The organism is Roseitalea porphyridii (genome assembly GCF_004331955.1).
Classification (GTDB): domain Bacteria; phylum Pseudomonadota; class Alphaproteobacteria; order Rhizobiales; family Rhizobiaceae; genus Roseitalea; species Roseitalea porphyridii.
This window is the reverse complement of record NZ_CP036532.1, coordinates 646,970-661,671: the sequence shown is the minus strand read 5'-3', so window position 1 is coordinate 661,671 and position 14,702 is coordinate 646,970. Positions and strand designations below refer to the sequence as shown.

At 68.9% G+C, this 14,702-nt stretch carries 14 protein-coding genes; all 14 read right to left on the bottom strand.

Annotated features, from left to right (window positions below):
- Positions 1–63: 63 nt before the first annotated feature.
- Positions 64–1,722 (bottom strand): apolipoprotein N-acyltransferase, encoded by a 1,659-nt coding sequence (lnt, locus tag E0E05_RS03080; RefSeq protein WP_131615386.1) that lies wholly within the window; start codon positions 1,720–1,722, stop codon positions 64–66.
- A gap of 73 nt (positions 1,723–1,795) precedes the next feature.
- A complete protein-coding gene (locus E0E05_RS03075; RefSeq protein ID WP_428977591.1) occupies positions 1,796–3,031 on the bottom strand; it encodes a hemolysin family protein in 1,236 nt (411 codons plus the stop codon).
- Entirely contained in the window at positions 2,997–3,509 is a 513-nt protein-coding gene (gene ybeY / locus E0E05_RS03070) for an rRNA maturation RNase YbeY (protein ID WP_131615384.1), read from the bottom strand. The genes E0E05_RS03075 and ybeY overlap by 35 nt, the downstream gene beginning before the upstream one ends.
- An 8-nt stretch (positions 3,510–3,517) precedes the next feature.
- A complete protein-coding gene (locus E0E05_RS03065; protein WP_374729259.1) occupies positions 3,518–4,546 on the bottom strand; it encodes a PhoH family protein in 1,029 nt (342 codons plus the stop codon).
- 22 nt (positions 4,547–4,568) lie between these two features.
- Complete coding sequence (gene miaB / locus E0E05_RS03060; RefSeq protein WP_131615382.1) at positions 4,569–5,966, bottom strand: tRNA (N6-isopentenyl adenosine(37)-C2)-methylthiotransferase MiaB; 1,398 nt, start codon at positions 5,964–5,966, stop codon at positions 4,569–4,571.
- Entirely contained in the window at positions 5,963–6,793 is an 831-nt protein-coding gene (gene olsA, locus E0E05_RS03055) for a lyso-ornithine lipid O-acyltransferase (RefSeq protein ID WP_131615381.1), read from the bottom strand. Before olsA ends, miaB begins: the two co-directional genes overlap by 4 nt.
- A complete protein-coding gene (rimI, locus tag E0E05_RS03050; protein WP_131615380.1) occupies positions 6,793–7,302 on the bottom strand; it encodes a ribosomal protein S18-alanine N-acetyltransferase in 510 nt (169 codons plus the stop codon). The genes olsA and rimI overlap by 1 nt, the downstream gene beginning before the upstream one ends.
- Positions 7,299–7,976 carry a tRNA (adenosine(37)-N6)-threonylcarbamoyltransferase complex dimerization subunit type 1 TsaB gene (tsaB, locus tag E0E05_RS03045; RefSeq protein ID WP_131615379.1) on the bottom strand — a complete coding sequence of 226 codons (678 nt, stop codon included), beginning with the start codon at positions 7,974–7,976 and terminating at the stop codon, positions 7,299–7,301. The genes rimI and tsaB overlap by 4 nt, the downstream gene beginning before the upstream one ends.
- Positions 7,977–8,029: 53 nt before the next feature.
- Positions 8,030–10,021 (bottom strand): beta-galactosidase, encoded by a 1,992-nt coding sequence (locus tag E0E05_RS03040; protein WP_131615378.1) that lies wholly within the window; start codon positions 10,019–10,021, stop codon positions 8,030–8,032.
- Between the two features lie 20 nt (positions 10,022–10,041).
- Positions 10,042–10,911: an SMP-30/gluconolactonase/LRE family protein gene (locus E0E05_RS03035; RefSeq protein WP_131615377.1), complete on the bottom strand. Its 870-nt coding sequence runs from the start codon at positions 10,909–10,911 to the stop codon at positions 10,042–10,044.
- Complete coding sequence (locus E0E05_RS03030) at positions 10,898–11,566, bottom strand: 2-dehydro-3-deoxy-6-phosphogalactonate aldolase (protein ID WP_131615376.1); 669 nt, start codon at positions 11,564–11,566, stop codon at positions 10,898–10,900. Before E0E05_RS03030 ends, E0E05_RS03035 begins: the two co-directional genes overlap by 14 nt.
- Positions 11,566–12,531: a 2-dehydro-3-deoxygalactonokinase gene (locus E0E05_RS03025; RefSeq protein WP_131615375.1), complete on the bottom strand. Its 966-nt coding sequence runs from the start codon at positions 12,529–12,531 to the stop codon at positions 11,566–11,568. Before E0E05_RS03025 ends, E0E05_RS03030 begins: the two co-directional genes overlap by 1 nt.
- Positions 12,528–13,295 (bottom strand): SDR family NAD(P)-dependent oxidoreductase, encoded by a 768-nt coding sequence (locus E0E05_RS03020; RefSeq protein WP_131615374.1) that lies wholly within the window; start codon positions 13,293–13,295, stop codon positions 12,528–12,530. Before E0E05_RS03020 ends, E0E05_RS03025 begins: the two co-directional genes overlap by 4 nt.
- A gap of 30 nt (positions 13,296–13,325) precedes the next feature.
- The gene (melA, locus tag E0E05_RS03015; RefSeq protein ID WP_131615373.1) at positions 13,326–14,702 is read right to left on the bottom strand and encodes an alpha-glucosidase/alpha-galactosidase; all 1,377 of its coding nucleotides are present in this window, start codon (positions 14,700–14,702) and stop codon (positions 13,326–13,328) included.

Here is a 14,702-nt window from a genome sequence, read left to right as displayed (position 1 = left end):
GCATGATGTCAGCTTGGCGCGATACCTATGTGCCGGCGCCGTTGCCGCTGTCAACGCCGTCGCTCACGGCCTGCCACGCGAAGCGCCCCAGCCCGCACGTCCCGCTAGAGCAATAGCCGTCAGCGTCGCCAAAAACAACCAGAAGTTGCCGTGGCGACCCATGCCGAGGCGCAACGGCTCCGTCGGCGCGGGCAGTTGCACGTCGGCCACGGCGCGTTCGTCGTGACCGATCCGCGCGAGCGCCCGCCCGAACGGATCGACGGCGATCGATATGCCGTTGTTGGCGACGCGCACCAGGGGCAGGCCGGTCTCCACGGCGCGCAGGCGGCTCTGGTGCATGTGCTGCCAGGGTCCCGGCGTGCGCCCGAACCAGGCATCGTTGGTGACGTTGACGATGGCGTCGACATCGCTGCCGGCGGGCGCCGCGGAAAGGTGCGGGAAGATCGCCTCGTAGCAGATCAGCGGCAGCACGGTCGGGCCGCCTGGCAGATCGATCACCGCGCGGGCGGGCGCGGCCGAATAGCCGCGGTCGGCCGCGGCGACGGCGTTCAGCCCGATCCGCTCGAACAGCGGCGCCAACGGCAGATACTCGCCGAACGGGACCAGGTGCACCTTGTCGGCCGCGCCGGCGATCACGCCGTCGCCGGACACCGCCATGACGGAATTATAGTAGCGGCCGGTGACCGTTCCGTCCTCTTCGCCCGGCTCCTCGCGCACCGCGCCGGTCAGCAGCATCTGTTCCGGCCCCAGCGTGTCGCCGATCGCCGCCAGCGCCGCCGCCTCGCGGGTCAAAAGATAAGGCACAGAGGTTTCGGGCCAGATGACGATATCAGGGCGACGCGGGCTTTCGGCCGCCATGGCCGCGCCGGTCTCGGCTGACGAAGCGGGCGCGGCGTCAAGCGCGGACAGGTCGAGCAGCGTCGTGAATGTGTCCTGGCGCGCCGAGGCATCCATCTTCTGCTGCTGGGCGATCGCCGGCTGAACGAGCCGGATGACGGGCGCTTCGGCATCGATCGCCGCCCGATCGGGCGCGAGGCCGAGCCGCCAGACGCCAAACCCGACATGGCCGGCGAGCAGGACCGCGCACAGCACCAGCGCAGCGGCGGCCGAGCGGCGGCGTTCGGCGCCAAGCTGCGCGGGCAGCGCGAAGACAAGGACGGCGGCGGCGTTCATCGCGAACAGCCCGCCCAGAACGATCGACTGCATCATCACCGGCGACGGCATCAGCGCGTAGCCGATCGCGTTCCAGGGAAATCCGGTCAGGACGAACGTCCGCGCCCACTCGGCAAGACCGAGCCCGACGGCAAGTGCGGCGATACGGCCGACACCGTCGGACCAGACGAGGCGGGCAAGGACGCAGCCAAGGCCCCAGAACACGGCAAGAAGCGCCGGAATGCCCGTCACGGCGAGCGGTATCGCCCAGGCGAATTCAGGCGCCTCGACCAGCAGTGCGTTTGCAATCCACCAAAGGCCGGCGGTGAAATAGCCGAAGCCGAACAGCCAGCCGATCGCGAAGGCCGAGCGCAGCGCCCCGGCCGGGCGGCCCGGCGTCGCTCCGGTCGCCCCGTCGAGCAGCCAGACCAGCACCGGGAATGTCACGAATCCGACCGCGAACAGGTGAAACGGCGCCTGGGCAAGCGCCGTCAGCGCGCCGGCGACAAGCGCCACCAGGGCGCGTCGCCAGCCGTGCAGAAGCAGGATCCGCTGGGCGATGGCTTGCATGAACTGCCGAACCGAATCACGTCGCCACAAGCCATATCAGGCTTGCCGACCGGGCGCGACGGCAAGCGCCCGCTCAGACGTTGACCGGCTCGGCCTCCGGCTTGGTTTCCTCGGAGGCGGGTGCGGGCAGCCGCGGTTGGCTGGCCGCATTTCCGGCGACCGCCTCGCGACGGGCCGCGGCGCGACGCTGATGCTGGCGCGCACGCACAAGGCGAACCCGTCTGATGCGGCGCGGATCAGCCGCCAGGACTTCCATCTCGTAGCCTGCGAAGGCGGGAATGACCTCACCGCGCACCGGCACGCGGCCGAGCAGCGAAAAGATGAGCCCGCCGATCGTGTCGACGTCGCCCTCGCCCTCGCGCTGCGCTGCCTCGACGAACGGATCGCCCAGTTCGGCGCGCGCTTCCTCCAGTTCGAGACGCGCATCGACGATCACGGTGTTCTCGTCGGTGCGCTCGATCTGCACCTCGACCTCGTCATGCTCGTCCTCGATGTCGCCGACGACCATCTCGACCACGTCCTCGAGCGAGACAAGGCCGTCGGTGCCGCCATACTCGTCGATGACGAGCGCCATCTGGATGCGCTGGGTCTGCATGCGCGCCATCAGGTCCGAGGCCAGCATGGAGGGCGGCACGAACAGGACCGGCCGCATCAGCTTCAGATCGCCGATCGTGCGGGAGAAATCGATGCGCGAGAAGTCGAGCGATCCCTTCGCGCCGGCGCTGCCGTTCGGCTTGCCGTTGCCGTTGGTCTTGATGGAGGAGCCGGTTCTGGTCGCGGTCTTGGCCGTCGAGCCGTTGCTCGCGGCGGCACGCGAGCGGCGCGGCCGGCGCCTGCCCGTGCGCGTCAGATAGCCCATCACGTCGCGGATGTGGACCATGCCGCGGGGATCGTCGAGCGTCTCGTTGTAGACCGGCATGCGGCTGTGGCCCGAGGTCTCGAACTGCTTGAGCAGGTCGCCGAGCGTGGTCGACAGGTCGACCGCCTCGACATCGCCGCGCGGCACCATCACGTCGGAGACGCGGACCTCGCGCAGCCGCAGGATGTTGTCGAGCATCGCCCGTTCGTCGGCCGAGATCGTCTGGTCGCCGGCCGCGCTGGAGGCGGCAAGCGCATCGCGCAGGTTCTCGCGAATGGTCGCGTTCGCCTGCGGCCGGAACAGGTAGGCCAGGCGCTGGAAGAAGCCCGGCTGTTTTCGGGGAGGGATGATGGCGGGCAAGCCCGGACTTGAGGGCTCGGCGTCCGCGTCGGCGGGCGCGCTCTGCGCCCTTTTTTCAGGTTGTCGGTCTTCCATCGTCTTTCGGGTCATCCAATACCGGCGCGTAGGGGTCGCTTATTCCCAGGTCGGCCAATATTGCGCGTTCAAGGCGCTCCATCTGCTCGGCATCTTTGTCAGATTGATGATCATAGCCGAGAAGATGCAAAAAACCATGAACAATCAGATGACGGAAATGGGCATCGAACGGCTTGCCGTCAATGGCGGCCTCGCGGGCGATCGTCTCGCGCGCGAGCACGATGTCGCCGAGCAGCGGACCGGGCGGGTCGCCGGCCGCGACGGGATAGGCGGGAAACGACAGCACGTTGGTCGGCGTGTCCTTGCCGCGCCAGCGCGCGTTGAGCGTGCGGACCGTGGCGTCGTCGGTCAGAACGAGCGACACTTCCGAGGCGTGGCCGCCAAGGCCGAGGTGGTCGCCGGCGACGGTGAGCGCGCGTTCGACGAGCGGTCGCACCTCGGCATCGCCGGGCCAGCCGCCCCCCTCGATGGCGATATCGATGTGCAGATGCATGGTCGGGGTCAGCCGCCCGTTTCGCGGTCGTAGGCGGCGACGATGCGCGAGACCAGCGGGTGGCGCACGACGTCGGAATCCCTGAAGCGCACTGTGACGATGCCCTCGACCTCGCGCAACAGGTTGAGCGCCTCGATCAGACCCGACTTCTGGCCGGGCGGCAGGTCGACCTGGCTGGGATCGCCGGTGACGATCATGCGCGCGTTCTCGCCAAGCCGCGTCAGGAACATCTTCATCTGCATGGAGGTCGTGTTCTGCGCCTCGTCGAGGATCACGGCCGCGTTCGACAGGGTGCGGCCGCGCATGAAGGCGAGCGGGGCGATCTCAATGACGCCGGCGGCGAGCGCACGCTCGACCTTGTCGCCGGGAATCATGTCGTAGAGCGCGTCGTAGAGCGGCCGCAGATAGGGGTCGACCTTCTCCTTCATGTCGCCGGGCAGGAAGCCGAGCCGCTCGCCGGCTTCCACCGCCGGGCGCGACAGGATGATGCGGTCGATCTGGCCGCGTTCGAGCAGCATCGCCGCATGGGCGACGGCCAGATAGGTCTTGCCGGTGCCGGCCGGACCGACGCCGAACACCAGTTCGGCCCGCTCGAGCGCGCGCATATAGGCGTCCTGGTTGGGGGTGCGCGCCAGGATGGTGCGCTTGCGCGTGGCGATCTGGGCGGCGGCAAGGCGCGGCGAGCCGCCATCCATGGTCGGCAGCGAAAGCTGGTCGTCGGCGGCAATCGCCATGCGCAGGGCGCCCTCGACATCGGACGCCTCGGGCTCGCGGCCGCCCTCCTCGAGCCGATCGTAGAGCCAGTCGAGCGCCCGGCGCGCCTGTTCGGTCGCCATCGGTTCGCCCTTGATCGTGACCTGGTTGCCGCGCGCCCGCACATCGATGCCCAGCTTCTGCTCGACCAGCGCCAGGTTCTGGTCGAACTGACCGAACAACGCACGTGCATGGTGGTTGTTGTCGAAGGTCATGACGATGTGGGCGAGATCGGATGCGCCGTGCGGCGCGACTTGCGTTCTGACACCGGTTTGCGTCGTCAAGCGCTCTGCCCTGCCCTTGTCTTCATGCCGCATGCCTGCGGCGTTCCACGGGTTCCGAGATCAGGCTGTTGGCCGAAGCCCGCCCGATTCGCACGGTGGCAATGTCACCGATCTTCCCGACAGTTTCATCACAGATCACCGGCTGCAGGAAGGGCGAACGGCCGACAAGCTGTCCCGGTTCCCGGCCGGGCTTTTCGAGGAGAACGGAAACCTCTTTGCCGACAAGCTGTTGCATGAAACCGGCCTGCTGTTCGGCCAGAAGCGCCTGGAGCCTTGCGAGGCGCTCGGATTTCACCTGTTCATCCACATGGCCGGCCATGTCGGCGCCGGGCGTGCCGGGGCGCGGCGAATATTTGAACGAGAACGCCTGCGCATAGGTCACATCGCGCACGAGCCGCATCGTGTCCTCGAAATCATCGTCGGTCTCGCCGGGAAAGCCGACGATGAAGTCGCCCGAAAGGGCGATATCGGGCCGGGCGGCGCGGATACGATCGACCAGACGCCGGTAGTCCTCGGCGGTGTGGCGGCGGTTCATCGCCTTCAGGATCCGGTCCGAACCGGCCTGCACGGGCAGATGCAGGTAGGGCATCAGCACGTCGAGATCGCGATGGGCGGCGATCAGCGCATCGTCCATGTCGCGCGGATGGCTGGTCGTGTAGCGCAGCCGGGCGAGCCCTTCGATCCCGGCCAGTTCGTGCAGCAGTTCGCCGAGACCCCAGGACCGGCCGTCGGCGCCCTCGCCATGCCATGCGTTTACGTTCTGGCCCAGAAGCGTGATCTCCCGCACGCCGGCAGCGACGAGCCGGCGCGCTTCCTCGACGATCTGCGCGACGGGGCGGGAGACCTCGGCGCCACGCGTATAGGGCACCACGCAGAAGGTGCAGAACTTGTCGCAACCCTCCTGCACGGTCAGGAACGCGGCGACGCCGCGCCTTTGCACTTGGCGAGCCTGCTGGCGCGGCAGATGCTCGAACTTGTCCTCGACGGCGAACTCGGTCTCGACGACCTTCTCGCCGCCGCGCGCCCGGGCCACGACGTCCGGCAGCCGGTGATAGGTGGTCGGCCCGATGACGAAATCGACGGCCGGCGCGCGCGCGATCATCTCGCGCCCCTCGGCCTGGGCGACGCAGCCGGCGACACCGATCATCATGTCGGCGCCGCCCTTGCGACGCCTGTCGCGCAACTGGCGCAGCCGGCCGATCTCCGAATAGACCTTCTCGGCCGCCTTCTCGCGGATGTGGCAGGTGTTCAGCAGCACCATGTCGGCATCGTCGGCCTTATCGGTCTCGACAAAGCCGTCGCGCGCCAGCGCATCGGCCATGCGCTGGCTGTCATAGACGTTCATCTGGCAACCATAGGTCTTCACGAAGACCTTGCGCTGACCGTCGCCGGAATTGCTTGCGGTTTCACCGTCACTCATGGGCCCGTCCTTAGCGGGTTTTGGCCACGCGCGAAAGGCGGTTCGCGCCCGCGCAGCAGGTCCGAAAAGGTTGCGCGGACAGCCGCCTCGGCTTCGGCCGCCAGGCGCTTGCGGTCGGTGCCCGCCGTCACGCGGATCGGATCGGCGAAGCCGATGGCGATCTCGATGCGCCCCTCGCGCAGGATGCGGCCCAGATGCGGGGCCATGGCCACGTCGCCGGGCCAGGCGGCGAGCGGCCGGCCCTGGCGGCCCATCGGAATGCCGTCGACGCCGACATAGGCGATGGCGACCGGCTGGACCCACTTCACGCCGGCCACGCCGTCTCCCATGCCGACCGCGCCGAACAGCGCCGACTTGAACGGCAGCAGGAAGTTGCCGCACGACGTGGTCCCCTCGGGAAACAGCACCATGGTGTCGCCGCCCGCGAGCCTGGCCGCGATGGTTTCGGCCTGGGCGCGCGTGCTGGCGCGGACCGAACGCGTCACGAAGACGGACTCCTGCCAGCGCGCGAGATGGCCGAAGAACGGCCACTGCATGACCTCGTCCTTGGCGATGAAGCTGACCGGCGCGGTCGCGCCCAGTGCCACGATGTCGAGCCAGGAGGCGTGATTGGCGGCGATCAGCACGCCATGGTCAGAGGTGGCCGCGAGTTCGCCATGGACGCGGATGCGCAGGCCCATGGCGCGCGCCGTGGCACGATGCCAGGCGAGCGCGGTCCGCTTTCGCAGCGGCCAGCGCCGCCATTGCGCGAAGAGATGAATAGGCAACAGGATCGCCGTGATGGCCAGCACCTGGGCGACGACGAACGCCCCGCGCACGGTGTCCATCAGCGCCCCTTGCGCGGAGACGCCAGATCGCGGCGCATGACGATGGCGCGGCGACGGTCGCCCTGGCGGTCGCGATAATAGCCCGGCCGTTCGCCGACCGCTGCGAAGCCCAGCTTGCGATAAAGCGCAAGGGCGGCGGCGTTGGCCTCGTCGACCTCGAGGAAGAGCGAGGCGAGCCGTTCGCGATGGGCGTGGGCGAGCACCTGATCCATCAGCCGGCGGCCGACCCCATACCCCTGCCAGTCCGGGCGCACCGCGATGGTCAGGATCTCGGCCTCGTCGGCGGCGAGGCGGACGAGCACGAAGCCCGTCAGGGCCACGCCGCCCTGCGCCGGGCGGGCCGCATAGCCGAAGACGTTCGGCCGCGACAGGAGATCGGCGATCTCGCCGTCGGTCCAGGGCCGCGCGAAGGTCGCCGCATGGACGTCGGCGGCATCGCGCGCATGCTCGGCGGTCAGCGACACCAGCGTCACCTCGGCCGAGGCCCACAAACCCTGCCACCATTTCATGACACGGCTTCCCCGGCCATGCGGCGCGGCAACACGGAGCCCTGCTGCGGCTTGGCGTCGGCACCGCGCAGATAGAGCGGCGACGGCGGATGGGCATAGCGCTGCGCCGCCCTCGCCACCGCTTCGATCGTGCCGACCGGCCGGTCGACGGCGCGGGGCAGGTCAAGGCCGGCGCGTTCGGCCGCATCGCCGGCCAGCAGCGCGCAATCGTTCCGGACGTGCCGACCCGCACCCTGTTCGGGCACGGCGCCCGGTGCGTCGAGGACGGTACCGTCCGGCGCGAAATGCTGCAGGAATATCTGGCCGCGTCCACCGCCGATCAGCACGGCCAGCGGTCCGTCCGGCATCGTCCCGGAAAGCGCCTGCATGGCGATCGTCTCCAGCGTGGTCACGCCGGTCACCGGCAGGTCCCGCGCCAGCGCGAAGCCGCGCGCGGCGGCGACGCCGACCCGGATGCCGGTGAACGAGCCCGGCCCGATCGTCACCGCGATGCCGGACAGCGCGTCGAAGCTTGTCCCGGCCTTCGCCATGACCGCCTCGATCGTGTCCATCAGACGTTCGGCATGGCCGCGGCCGATCTCGTCCTCGATCGCCGAGACGACCTCGCCCGCCGTCTCGTCGAAGAGGCAGACGGAACAAAAGCGCGCGGCGGTGTCGAGTACCAGAACGGCCATCGCATCTTGCTATTGCGCGGGCGACGCGCCGGCAAGGTCGAAGTTGGACGCGGTCACCGGCGTCGGCGCAGCACGAGCACGCCGCGCGGTTCGAGCGCCGCCGCGCCGAGCACGATGGCATGGTCTTCGACCAGATCCGACACGTCGACCGTCTCGGGGCCGTAGTTGAAGACGTAGCGCAGATCGCCATTGTCGCGGATGCGGACGTCGCGGTGAAGCGCGTGCGCCGTCAGACCCGCATCGTCCATAAGGTGGCGAACGACATTGTCGGCCAGCGCTTCGTCCGGCCGGCCGGCCAGATAGAGGACACGGCCATTGACGATCCAGGCCGGGTGGCCGTCGGCGCTTTCCAGTTCGACCCTGACGGTTTCGGCGGCGATCCGGACGAATTCGCGCCAGCCCTGAAAGCGCGTTCCGTCCGCGAGCGCGACGGGCGCGAAGGGCGGCCGGCTTTCGACGCGGGTCACCGTGATGCCGGCGAGCGCGCCGAACGGTCCGGGCGGCAGGTCGGGATGGATCCGGAAATCGTCGGTCTTGGACCCCGTGCGCGGCCCGATCAGCACATGCGCATCGCCTTGCGCGAGCGTGTCGGCCAGCGCCTGCGAGCCCGCGAACAGGGCGGGCAGGATGACGAGCCTGCGGCCTTGCACCGCCTCGGGGGTCGGCGGCACGACATCGACGCTGACACCGGCGCGGCGCAGGGCGCGGTAGAAGCGCAACGCCATGTCGAGATGGGAGAAATCGGCGCCCTGGGGCTGGATGTCCCAGGCCCAGGCGCTCTCATAGTCGAACACCAGCGCGACATCGGCCCGCGGGGGCGCTGCGGCCGCATCGAGATCGGCAAGGTCCTGTGCAAGCTGCCGGCAGACGTGCCAGCCCTCGTTCGGCTCGCCGTTCGGCAGCAGCAGCGCCTCGTGCATCTGTTCCTGCCCAAAGGAGGGCTGGCGCCAGCGGAAGTAGGAGACCAGTTCGGCGCCGGCGGCGAACGCCTCCCATGCCCAAAGGCGCACCGCGCCCGGCGTCGGGGCGGGATTGTACGGGGCCCAGTTCACCGGGCCGGGCTGCTGCTCCATCACCCACCAGCGGCCCTCATCCGGCCCGTTCCGCACCTGCCCGCAGGCGCGATAGAGGTCGTGGTGGAAGGCCTGAAGGTCGGGATCGCCCACGCCGATGTAGCGCTGCTTCGCCGTCTCGTCGGTCGTGTCCCGGTCGAGAAAGCCGATCGGATAGGAGTCCCAGGTGACGATGTCGAGATCGTCGCTCACCGCGTAATGGTCGAAACCGGTCTCCGAGCCCATGAAATTGTGACTGACAGGCCGGCCCGGCGAATGGCGGCGGATGATGTCGGCCTGCAGCCGGTTGAAGCTGACGACCTGATCGGAACTGTAGCGGCGGAAATCCATCACATGGGCCGGGTTCGGCTCGGTGACGGTCAGGTTGGGCAGTTCGACTTCCTCGAAGCTCCGATACTCCATCGACCAGAACACGTTGCCCCAGGCCCGGTTGAGCGCCTGCGGCGACTGGTACTTCTGCGCCAGCCAGTCGCGAAAGCCCGCGCGCGCGGCCTGCGAATAGCTCAGTACCGTGTCGTGGCAGCCATATTCATTGTCGATCTGCCAGGCTTCGAGGGCCGGATGATCGCCATAGCGCCGCGCCAGCGCCTCGGCGATGCGTGCGCATTCGGCCCGGTAGCCGGCATGGGAAAAGCAGTAATGCCGGCGCGATCCGAAACCGCGCGGCCGGCCTTCGGCATCGATCGCGACCATGTCGGGCATGGTGTCGACCAGCCATTTGGGGGGCGTCGCCGTCGGCGTTCCCAGCACGATCGAAAGGCCCGCCTCCGACAGCACGTCGAACGCCGCGTCGAGCCAGCCGAAATCGTACTGCCCCGGCTCGGGCTCGAGCCGCGACCAGGCGAATTCGCCGATGCGAACGGCGGACAGGCCGGCCTCGACCATCATCGCGGCGTCGGTGCGCCAGCGCTCCTGCGGCCAGTGTTCGGGATAGTAGCAGGTGCCGAGGCGCTGCTTGCGATAGGGCGTCATGGGCGTGGTTTCCGGGCGGCTCAGAGCAGAAGGACAGGCGGCTCGAAGCGCGGTTCAACGGGTTCGTCGAGCGTGACGATCAATGTCGCGCCGGCGTCCGGATCGGCCGCGCGGGCTGCCTCGTCCATGCCCTCGAAGGCCGAGGTCACCGCGATGCGGTTGCCGCCGATGAAGGCCGGGCACGAAGGCTGTGTCACCGGAAGATCGATCGTCGCAAGGCGGGTTCCGTCCGGCGCGTAGCGGTCGAGCGCCGAAGCGCCCCAGCGGGCGTTCCAGACATGGCCGTCCCCATCGCACACCGCGCCATCGAGGCCGCCTTGACCGTCGCGATGATCGACGAAGACTTCGGGGGTGCCGACCGGCCGGCCGTTGGCCGGATCGACGGCGACCTTCATCAGCCGGCCGTCCTTGGTGTCGGCGAAGAAGGCAGTCCTGCCGTCCGGCGCAAAGCATATCGCGTTGGGGATGGTGATGTCCCGGTAGAGGCATTCCAGCCGGCCGGCGAACCAGTGGTAGATCGCGCCGGCGCCCGGTTCGGCCTTCTTGCCCATCGTGCCCAGCCAGAACGCGCCGGAAGGATGGACGCGGGCGTCGTTGGAACGCGTATCGGGATCATCCGCCTCGATGGCGGCGAGGCGGGTCAGTTCCGATCCGTCCCACAGCCACAGGCCCGTTTCGGTGAACAGCACGTCGCGGCCGTACCCGGTGATGCCCATGGCGCTCGCCATCTCCGGCAGGTCGAGGACCGTCTCCGCGCCGGTGCCGAAGTCGAAGGCGTGGCGCCGCCTTGCAAGGATGTCGAACCAGAACAGCGTGTCGCGGCGCGGGCAGTAATAGGGCCCCTCGCCCAGATGGCAGCGCGTCTGCGATACGAACTCAACGGTCGGCATCGTCGCCCCCGAAGATCGCGTCATAGGCGGCGACCGCCTCGACGGCGCGGCCGTGCACGTCGTCCGGTTTCGCGCCGGGGGCAAAAAGCGACGAACCGAGCCCGAAGGTGCGGACGCCGACCGTGGCATAGGCCGCGAAATGCTTGTCGGAAACGCCGCCGACCGCACCGATCACGGTCTCGGGCGGCAGCACCGCCGCGATCGCCTTGATGCCCCCCGGCCCGAGTGCGCTGGCCGGGAAGAATTTCAGCGCGCTAGCGCCGGAAGCGACCGCCGCCAGCGCCTCGGTCGCGGTGAAGACGCCGGGCATGGTGACGAGGCCGCGTTCGGCGGCGCGGGCCATCACGGCTGCGTCGATGTTGGGCGAGACCAGCAGCCGCCCGCCCGCATCGGCGAGCCGGTCGACGGCCTCGGGGGTCAGCACGGTGCCGGCGCCGACCAGCGCGCGGTCGCCGAAGCGCGCGGCAATGGTTTCGATCGAAGCGAACGGGTCGGGCGAGTTGAGCGGCACCTCGATCGCATCGAAGCCCGCCTCGACGAGCGCGCTCGCGATATCGGGCGCCTCGTCCGGGGTCAGGCCGCGCAGGATCGCGACGAGGCCGCGATTGAGCTTCGGCCAGGGCGCGGTGACGGTCTGGTGCGGGGTGGCGGACATCAGTGCGCCATCGCCGCGGCCGGGGCGGCGGGCAGCCGGTCCGGCCAGATCTGACGGGCGGCCGCCAGAAGACCCTCGCAGGCCAGTTCCTCGCCGTCGATCGGCGTCGCGGCGATCCCGGCGACCCGCAGGGCGCGTTCATAGAGCGTGCCGAGCGTGCCGCCGCCGACCAGCGTCAGGCGGGAGGGCCGGCCGAAGCGCGCCAGCGCGCCGGCAATGTCATGGCCGATGATCGTGCCCGACAGCGTCCCGAGGGCGTGGGCCGCGTCCTGCCCGGCCAGCAGCCCGCGCGAGCGGATCGCAAAAAGGCGCATGAGCGTCGTCGCGGGTTCGGCGAGTGAAGCTGCAACGGCCGCGTCGAACGCGTCGCCATCGGTGCCCGCGCCATCGGCGATCGAGTGGCGCAGGACCGAAGCGGTCGACAGCGCCGCGAACAGATCGCCAGTCAACGCGGTGGCGAAGGCGGCGACCGTTCGCGCCCCATCGTCAAGCAGCACCCATTTGGCGTGCGTGCCCGGCATGCACACGAGCCCGTCGGCGGTCGGCCCGGCAAGCCGCGAAAGGCCGAGCAACTGCGTCTCCTCGCTTCGCATCACGTCGGGCGCATCGGCCGACCGGTCGGCGATGCCGGGCAGGATGCGCACGTCGCGCGGAGTGCCCGTAACGCGCACGGCGCGGGCAATGATCGTGTCGAGCCGCGCCGGAACCGCGACATAGGGCGCTTCCTGCCAGCCCTGCCGGCTGCCGACCATGCCGCACATGATCACCGGCACGTCGGCGCGGGCGCCCAGTTCGGCAAGATGGTGTTCGAGGATGCCCTCGAAGGCGCGCGGCTCGGTGGCGCCCATGCCCTCGGCGCTGCGGATCGCATCGATCGTGGCTCCATCGGTCCCGATCGCCCAAAGGCGTAGGCGCGAGGTGCCCCAGTCGACCAGAACAGCCGCGATGGCCGCGTCGAGCGTCACAACAGACCACCGTCCGCGATCAGGACCTGGGCGGAGATGGCGCTTGCGGCGTTCGAGGCGAGGAACAGGCAGGGCCCAGCCATCTCGGCGGGCTGCAGCGCGTGCTTGAGCGTCTGCCGCTCGAGCATCTCGTTGAGCGCGTCCTCGGTCACCCAGAGCTGCTTTTGCCGGTCGGTCATCACCCAGCCCGGCGCGATCGCGTTCACGCGAATGCCGAATGGGCCAAGCTTGCCGGCCAGACCCTTGGTCAGGCCGATGATGCCCGCCTTGGCGGCCGTGTAGGACGGCATCTCGCCGATGTTGAGCATGAACGAGGTCGAGGTGAAGTTGATGATCGAGCCGCCACCGGACGCCTTCATGCCCTCGGCGACCGCCTGGGCGGTGAAGAAGGCGTGGCGCAGATTGATCGCCTGGTTCTTGTCCCAGTAGCCGGCATCCACATCGGTGAGTTCGTGCCGGTCGTCCCAGGCCGCGTTGTTGACCAGGACGCTGATCAGGCCATGGTCGCGGGCCGCCTCGTCGACGGCGGCGCGAACCGCGTCGACATCGGTCAGGTCGGCCTTCAGATAGAGCGGGGCGTGGCCGTAGCGGTCGTGCAGTTCGGCGGCGAGGCGCCTGCTTGGTTCCTCGGCGATGTCGATGAAGGCAACCTGCGCGCCCTGCGCGACGAACCCTTCGGTCAACGCGGCGCCGATGCCCGAACCGCCGCCCGTGATCAGCACCGAGGCGCCCTTGAGGTCGGGATAGGTCGGCAAATCGGTCATCGGGTCCTCGTCATTTCCTTGCGCGGCGGTTCATTGCGCCGCGATGCGTGCGGCCGGATCGTGCAGCCAGTCCGGAAGCCAGGCGCCATGCGCGTCGATCAGCCGGTCGACGACGTTCCAGATCTGGTCGAGATCGAGTTCGGCGCCGGTGTGCGGGTCCATCATCGCGGCGTGATAGACGTGTTCGCGGTTCACTTCCATCAGCGCCCGGACCGTCAACTCCTGCACGTTGACGTTGGTCCGCATCAGCGCGACGAGCTGCGGCGGCAACGCGCCGATGCGGGTCGGCTGGATGCCGTTGGCATCGACCAGGCACGGCACCTCGACCGCGCAGCCATCGGGCAGGCCGTCGATCAGCCGGTGGTTTGGCACGTTGCCGTAGATCACCGAAGGCTCGCCCGTCCACACCGAATTGACGATGTCGGAGGCGTACTCGTGGCTCGGCTCGATGCCGATTGAGTCAGCCAACTGATATTCGGCATATTGCGCCGCCCAGGCGCTCTGCTGCTCGACGCATCGCTTGGGATATTCGTCGAGCGGGATCTGGAAGCGCTCGATCAGGTCGGGCCTGTCGCGCTTGATGAACCATGGCACGTATTCGGCAAAATGCTCCGAGGACTCGGTGACGAAATAGCCAAGCCGCATCATCATCTCGTAGCGCACCAGATTGGGGCAGCGCGGGTTCCATTCGGACGGCTTGGGGATGCGCCCGGCGCGGTAGCCCTCGCGCAGGGCGGGGTAGAGATCGCGGTGGGCGCCGTCCTCGAGGCGCTCCTCGAGCCGCAGGAAGAAGGCGACGTGGTTGATGCCGGCGGACTGATAGCGAATGCGGGCCGGATCGATGTCGAGATCGCGGGCGAGTTCCTTCACCGTCCCCTGAACGGAATGGCACAGGCCCACCTGCCTGATGCGCGGGAACCGCTCGGCGATCGCCCAGGTGTTGATCGCCATCGGGTTGACGTATTGAAGCAGGATCGCGTCCGGGCAGAGTTCCTCCATGTCGGCGCACAGTGCCCACAAATGCGGCACCGTCCGCAGCCCGCGCATGATGCCACCCAGACCGAGCGTGTCGGCGATGGTCTGTTCGAGGCCGAACTGTTTGGGCACGTCGAAATCGACCCGTGTCGCCGGCTCGAAGCCGCCGATCTGGAAGGCGCAGATGACGAAATCGGCGCCGTCGACGGCCTCGCGCTGGCTGGTGGTCGCGGTCACGGTCGCCGGGGCGCCGAGCGTGGCGATCAGCTTTTCGGCGACGAGCTTGGACTGGCCGAGGCGCTCGGCGTCGATGTCCATCAGGCGGACCGTGGCGCCGGCCAGCGCCGGCCGGTGCAGGATGTCGCCGACGAGGTTCTTCATGAAGACGGTCGAGCCGGCGCCGATGAAGGCGATGGTCGGTGAGGCGGACAT

Excerpts from the sequence above, each read along its gene's own strand:
- lnt (WP_131615386.1), bottom strand. The coding sequence starts at position 1,722 with ATGCAAGCCATCGCCCAGCGGATCCTGCTTCTGCACGGCTGGCGACGC.
- E0E05_RS03075 (WP_428977591.1), bottom strand. The coding sequence starts at position 3,031 with ATGACCCGAAAGACGATGGAAGACCGACAACCTGAAAAAAGGGCGCAG.
- ybeY (WP_131615384.1), bottom strand. The coding sequence starts at position 3,509 with ATGCATCTGCACATCGATATCGCCATCGAGGGGGGCGGCTGGCCCGGC.
- miaB (WP_131615382.1), bottom strand. The coding sequence starts at position 5,966 with ATGAGTGACGGTGAAACCGCAAGCAATTCCGGCGACGGTCAGCGCAAG.
- olsA (WP_131615381.1), bottom strand. The coding sequence starts at position 6,793 with ATGGACACCGTGCGCGGGGCGTTCGTCGTCGCCCAGGTGCTGGCCATC.
- rimI (WP_131615380.1), bottom strand. The coding sequence starts at position 7,302 with ATGAAATGGTGGCAGGGTTTGTGGGCCTCGGCCGAGGTGACGCTGGTG.
- tsaB (WP_131615379.1), bottom strand. The coding sequence starts at position 7,976 with ATGGCCGTTCTGGTACTCGACACCGCCGCGCGCTTTTGTTCCGTCTGC.
- E0E05_RS03040 (WP_131615378.1), bottom strand. The coding sequence starts at position 10,021 with ATGACGCCCTATCGCAAGCAGCGCCTCGGCACCTGCTACTATCCCGAA.
- E0E05_RS03035 (WP_131615377.1), bottom strand. The coding sequence starts at position 10,911 with ATGCCGACCGTTGAGTTCGTATCGCAGACGCGCTGCCATCTGGGCGAG.
- E0E05_RS03030 (WP_131615376.1), bottom strand. The coding sequence starts at position 11,566 with ATGTCCGCCACCCCGCACCAGACCGTCACCGCGCCCTGGCCGAAGCTC.
- E0E05_RS03020 (WP_131615374.1), bottom strand. The coding sequence starts at position 13,295 with ATGACCGATTTGCCGACCTATCCCGACCTCAAGGGCGCCTCGGTGCTG.
- melA (WP_131615373.1), bottom strand. The coding sequence starts at position 14,702 with ATGTCCGCCTCACCGACCATCGCCTTCATCGGCGCCGGCTCGACCGTC.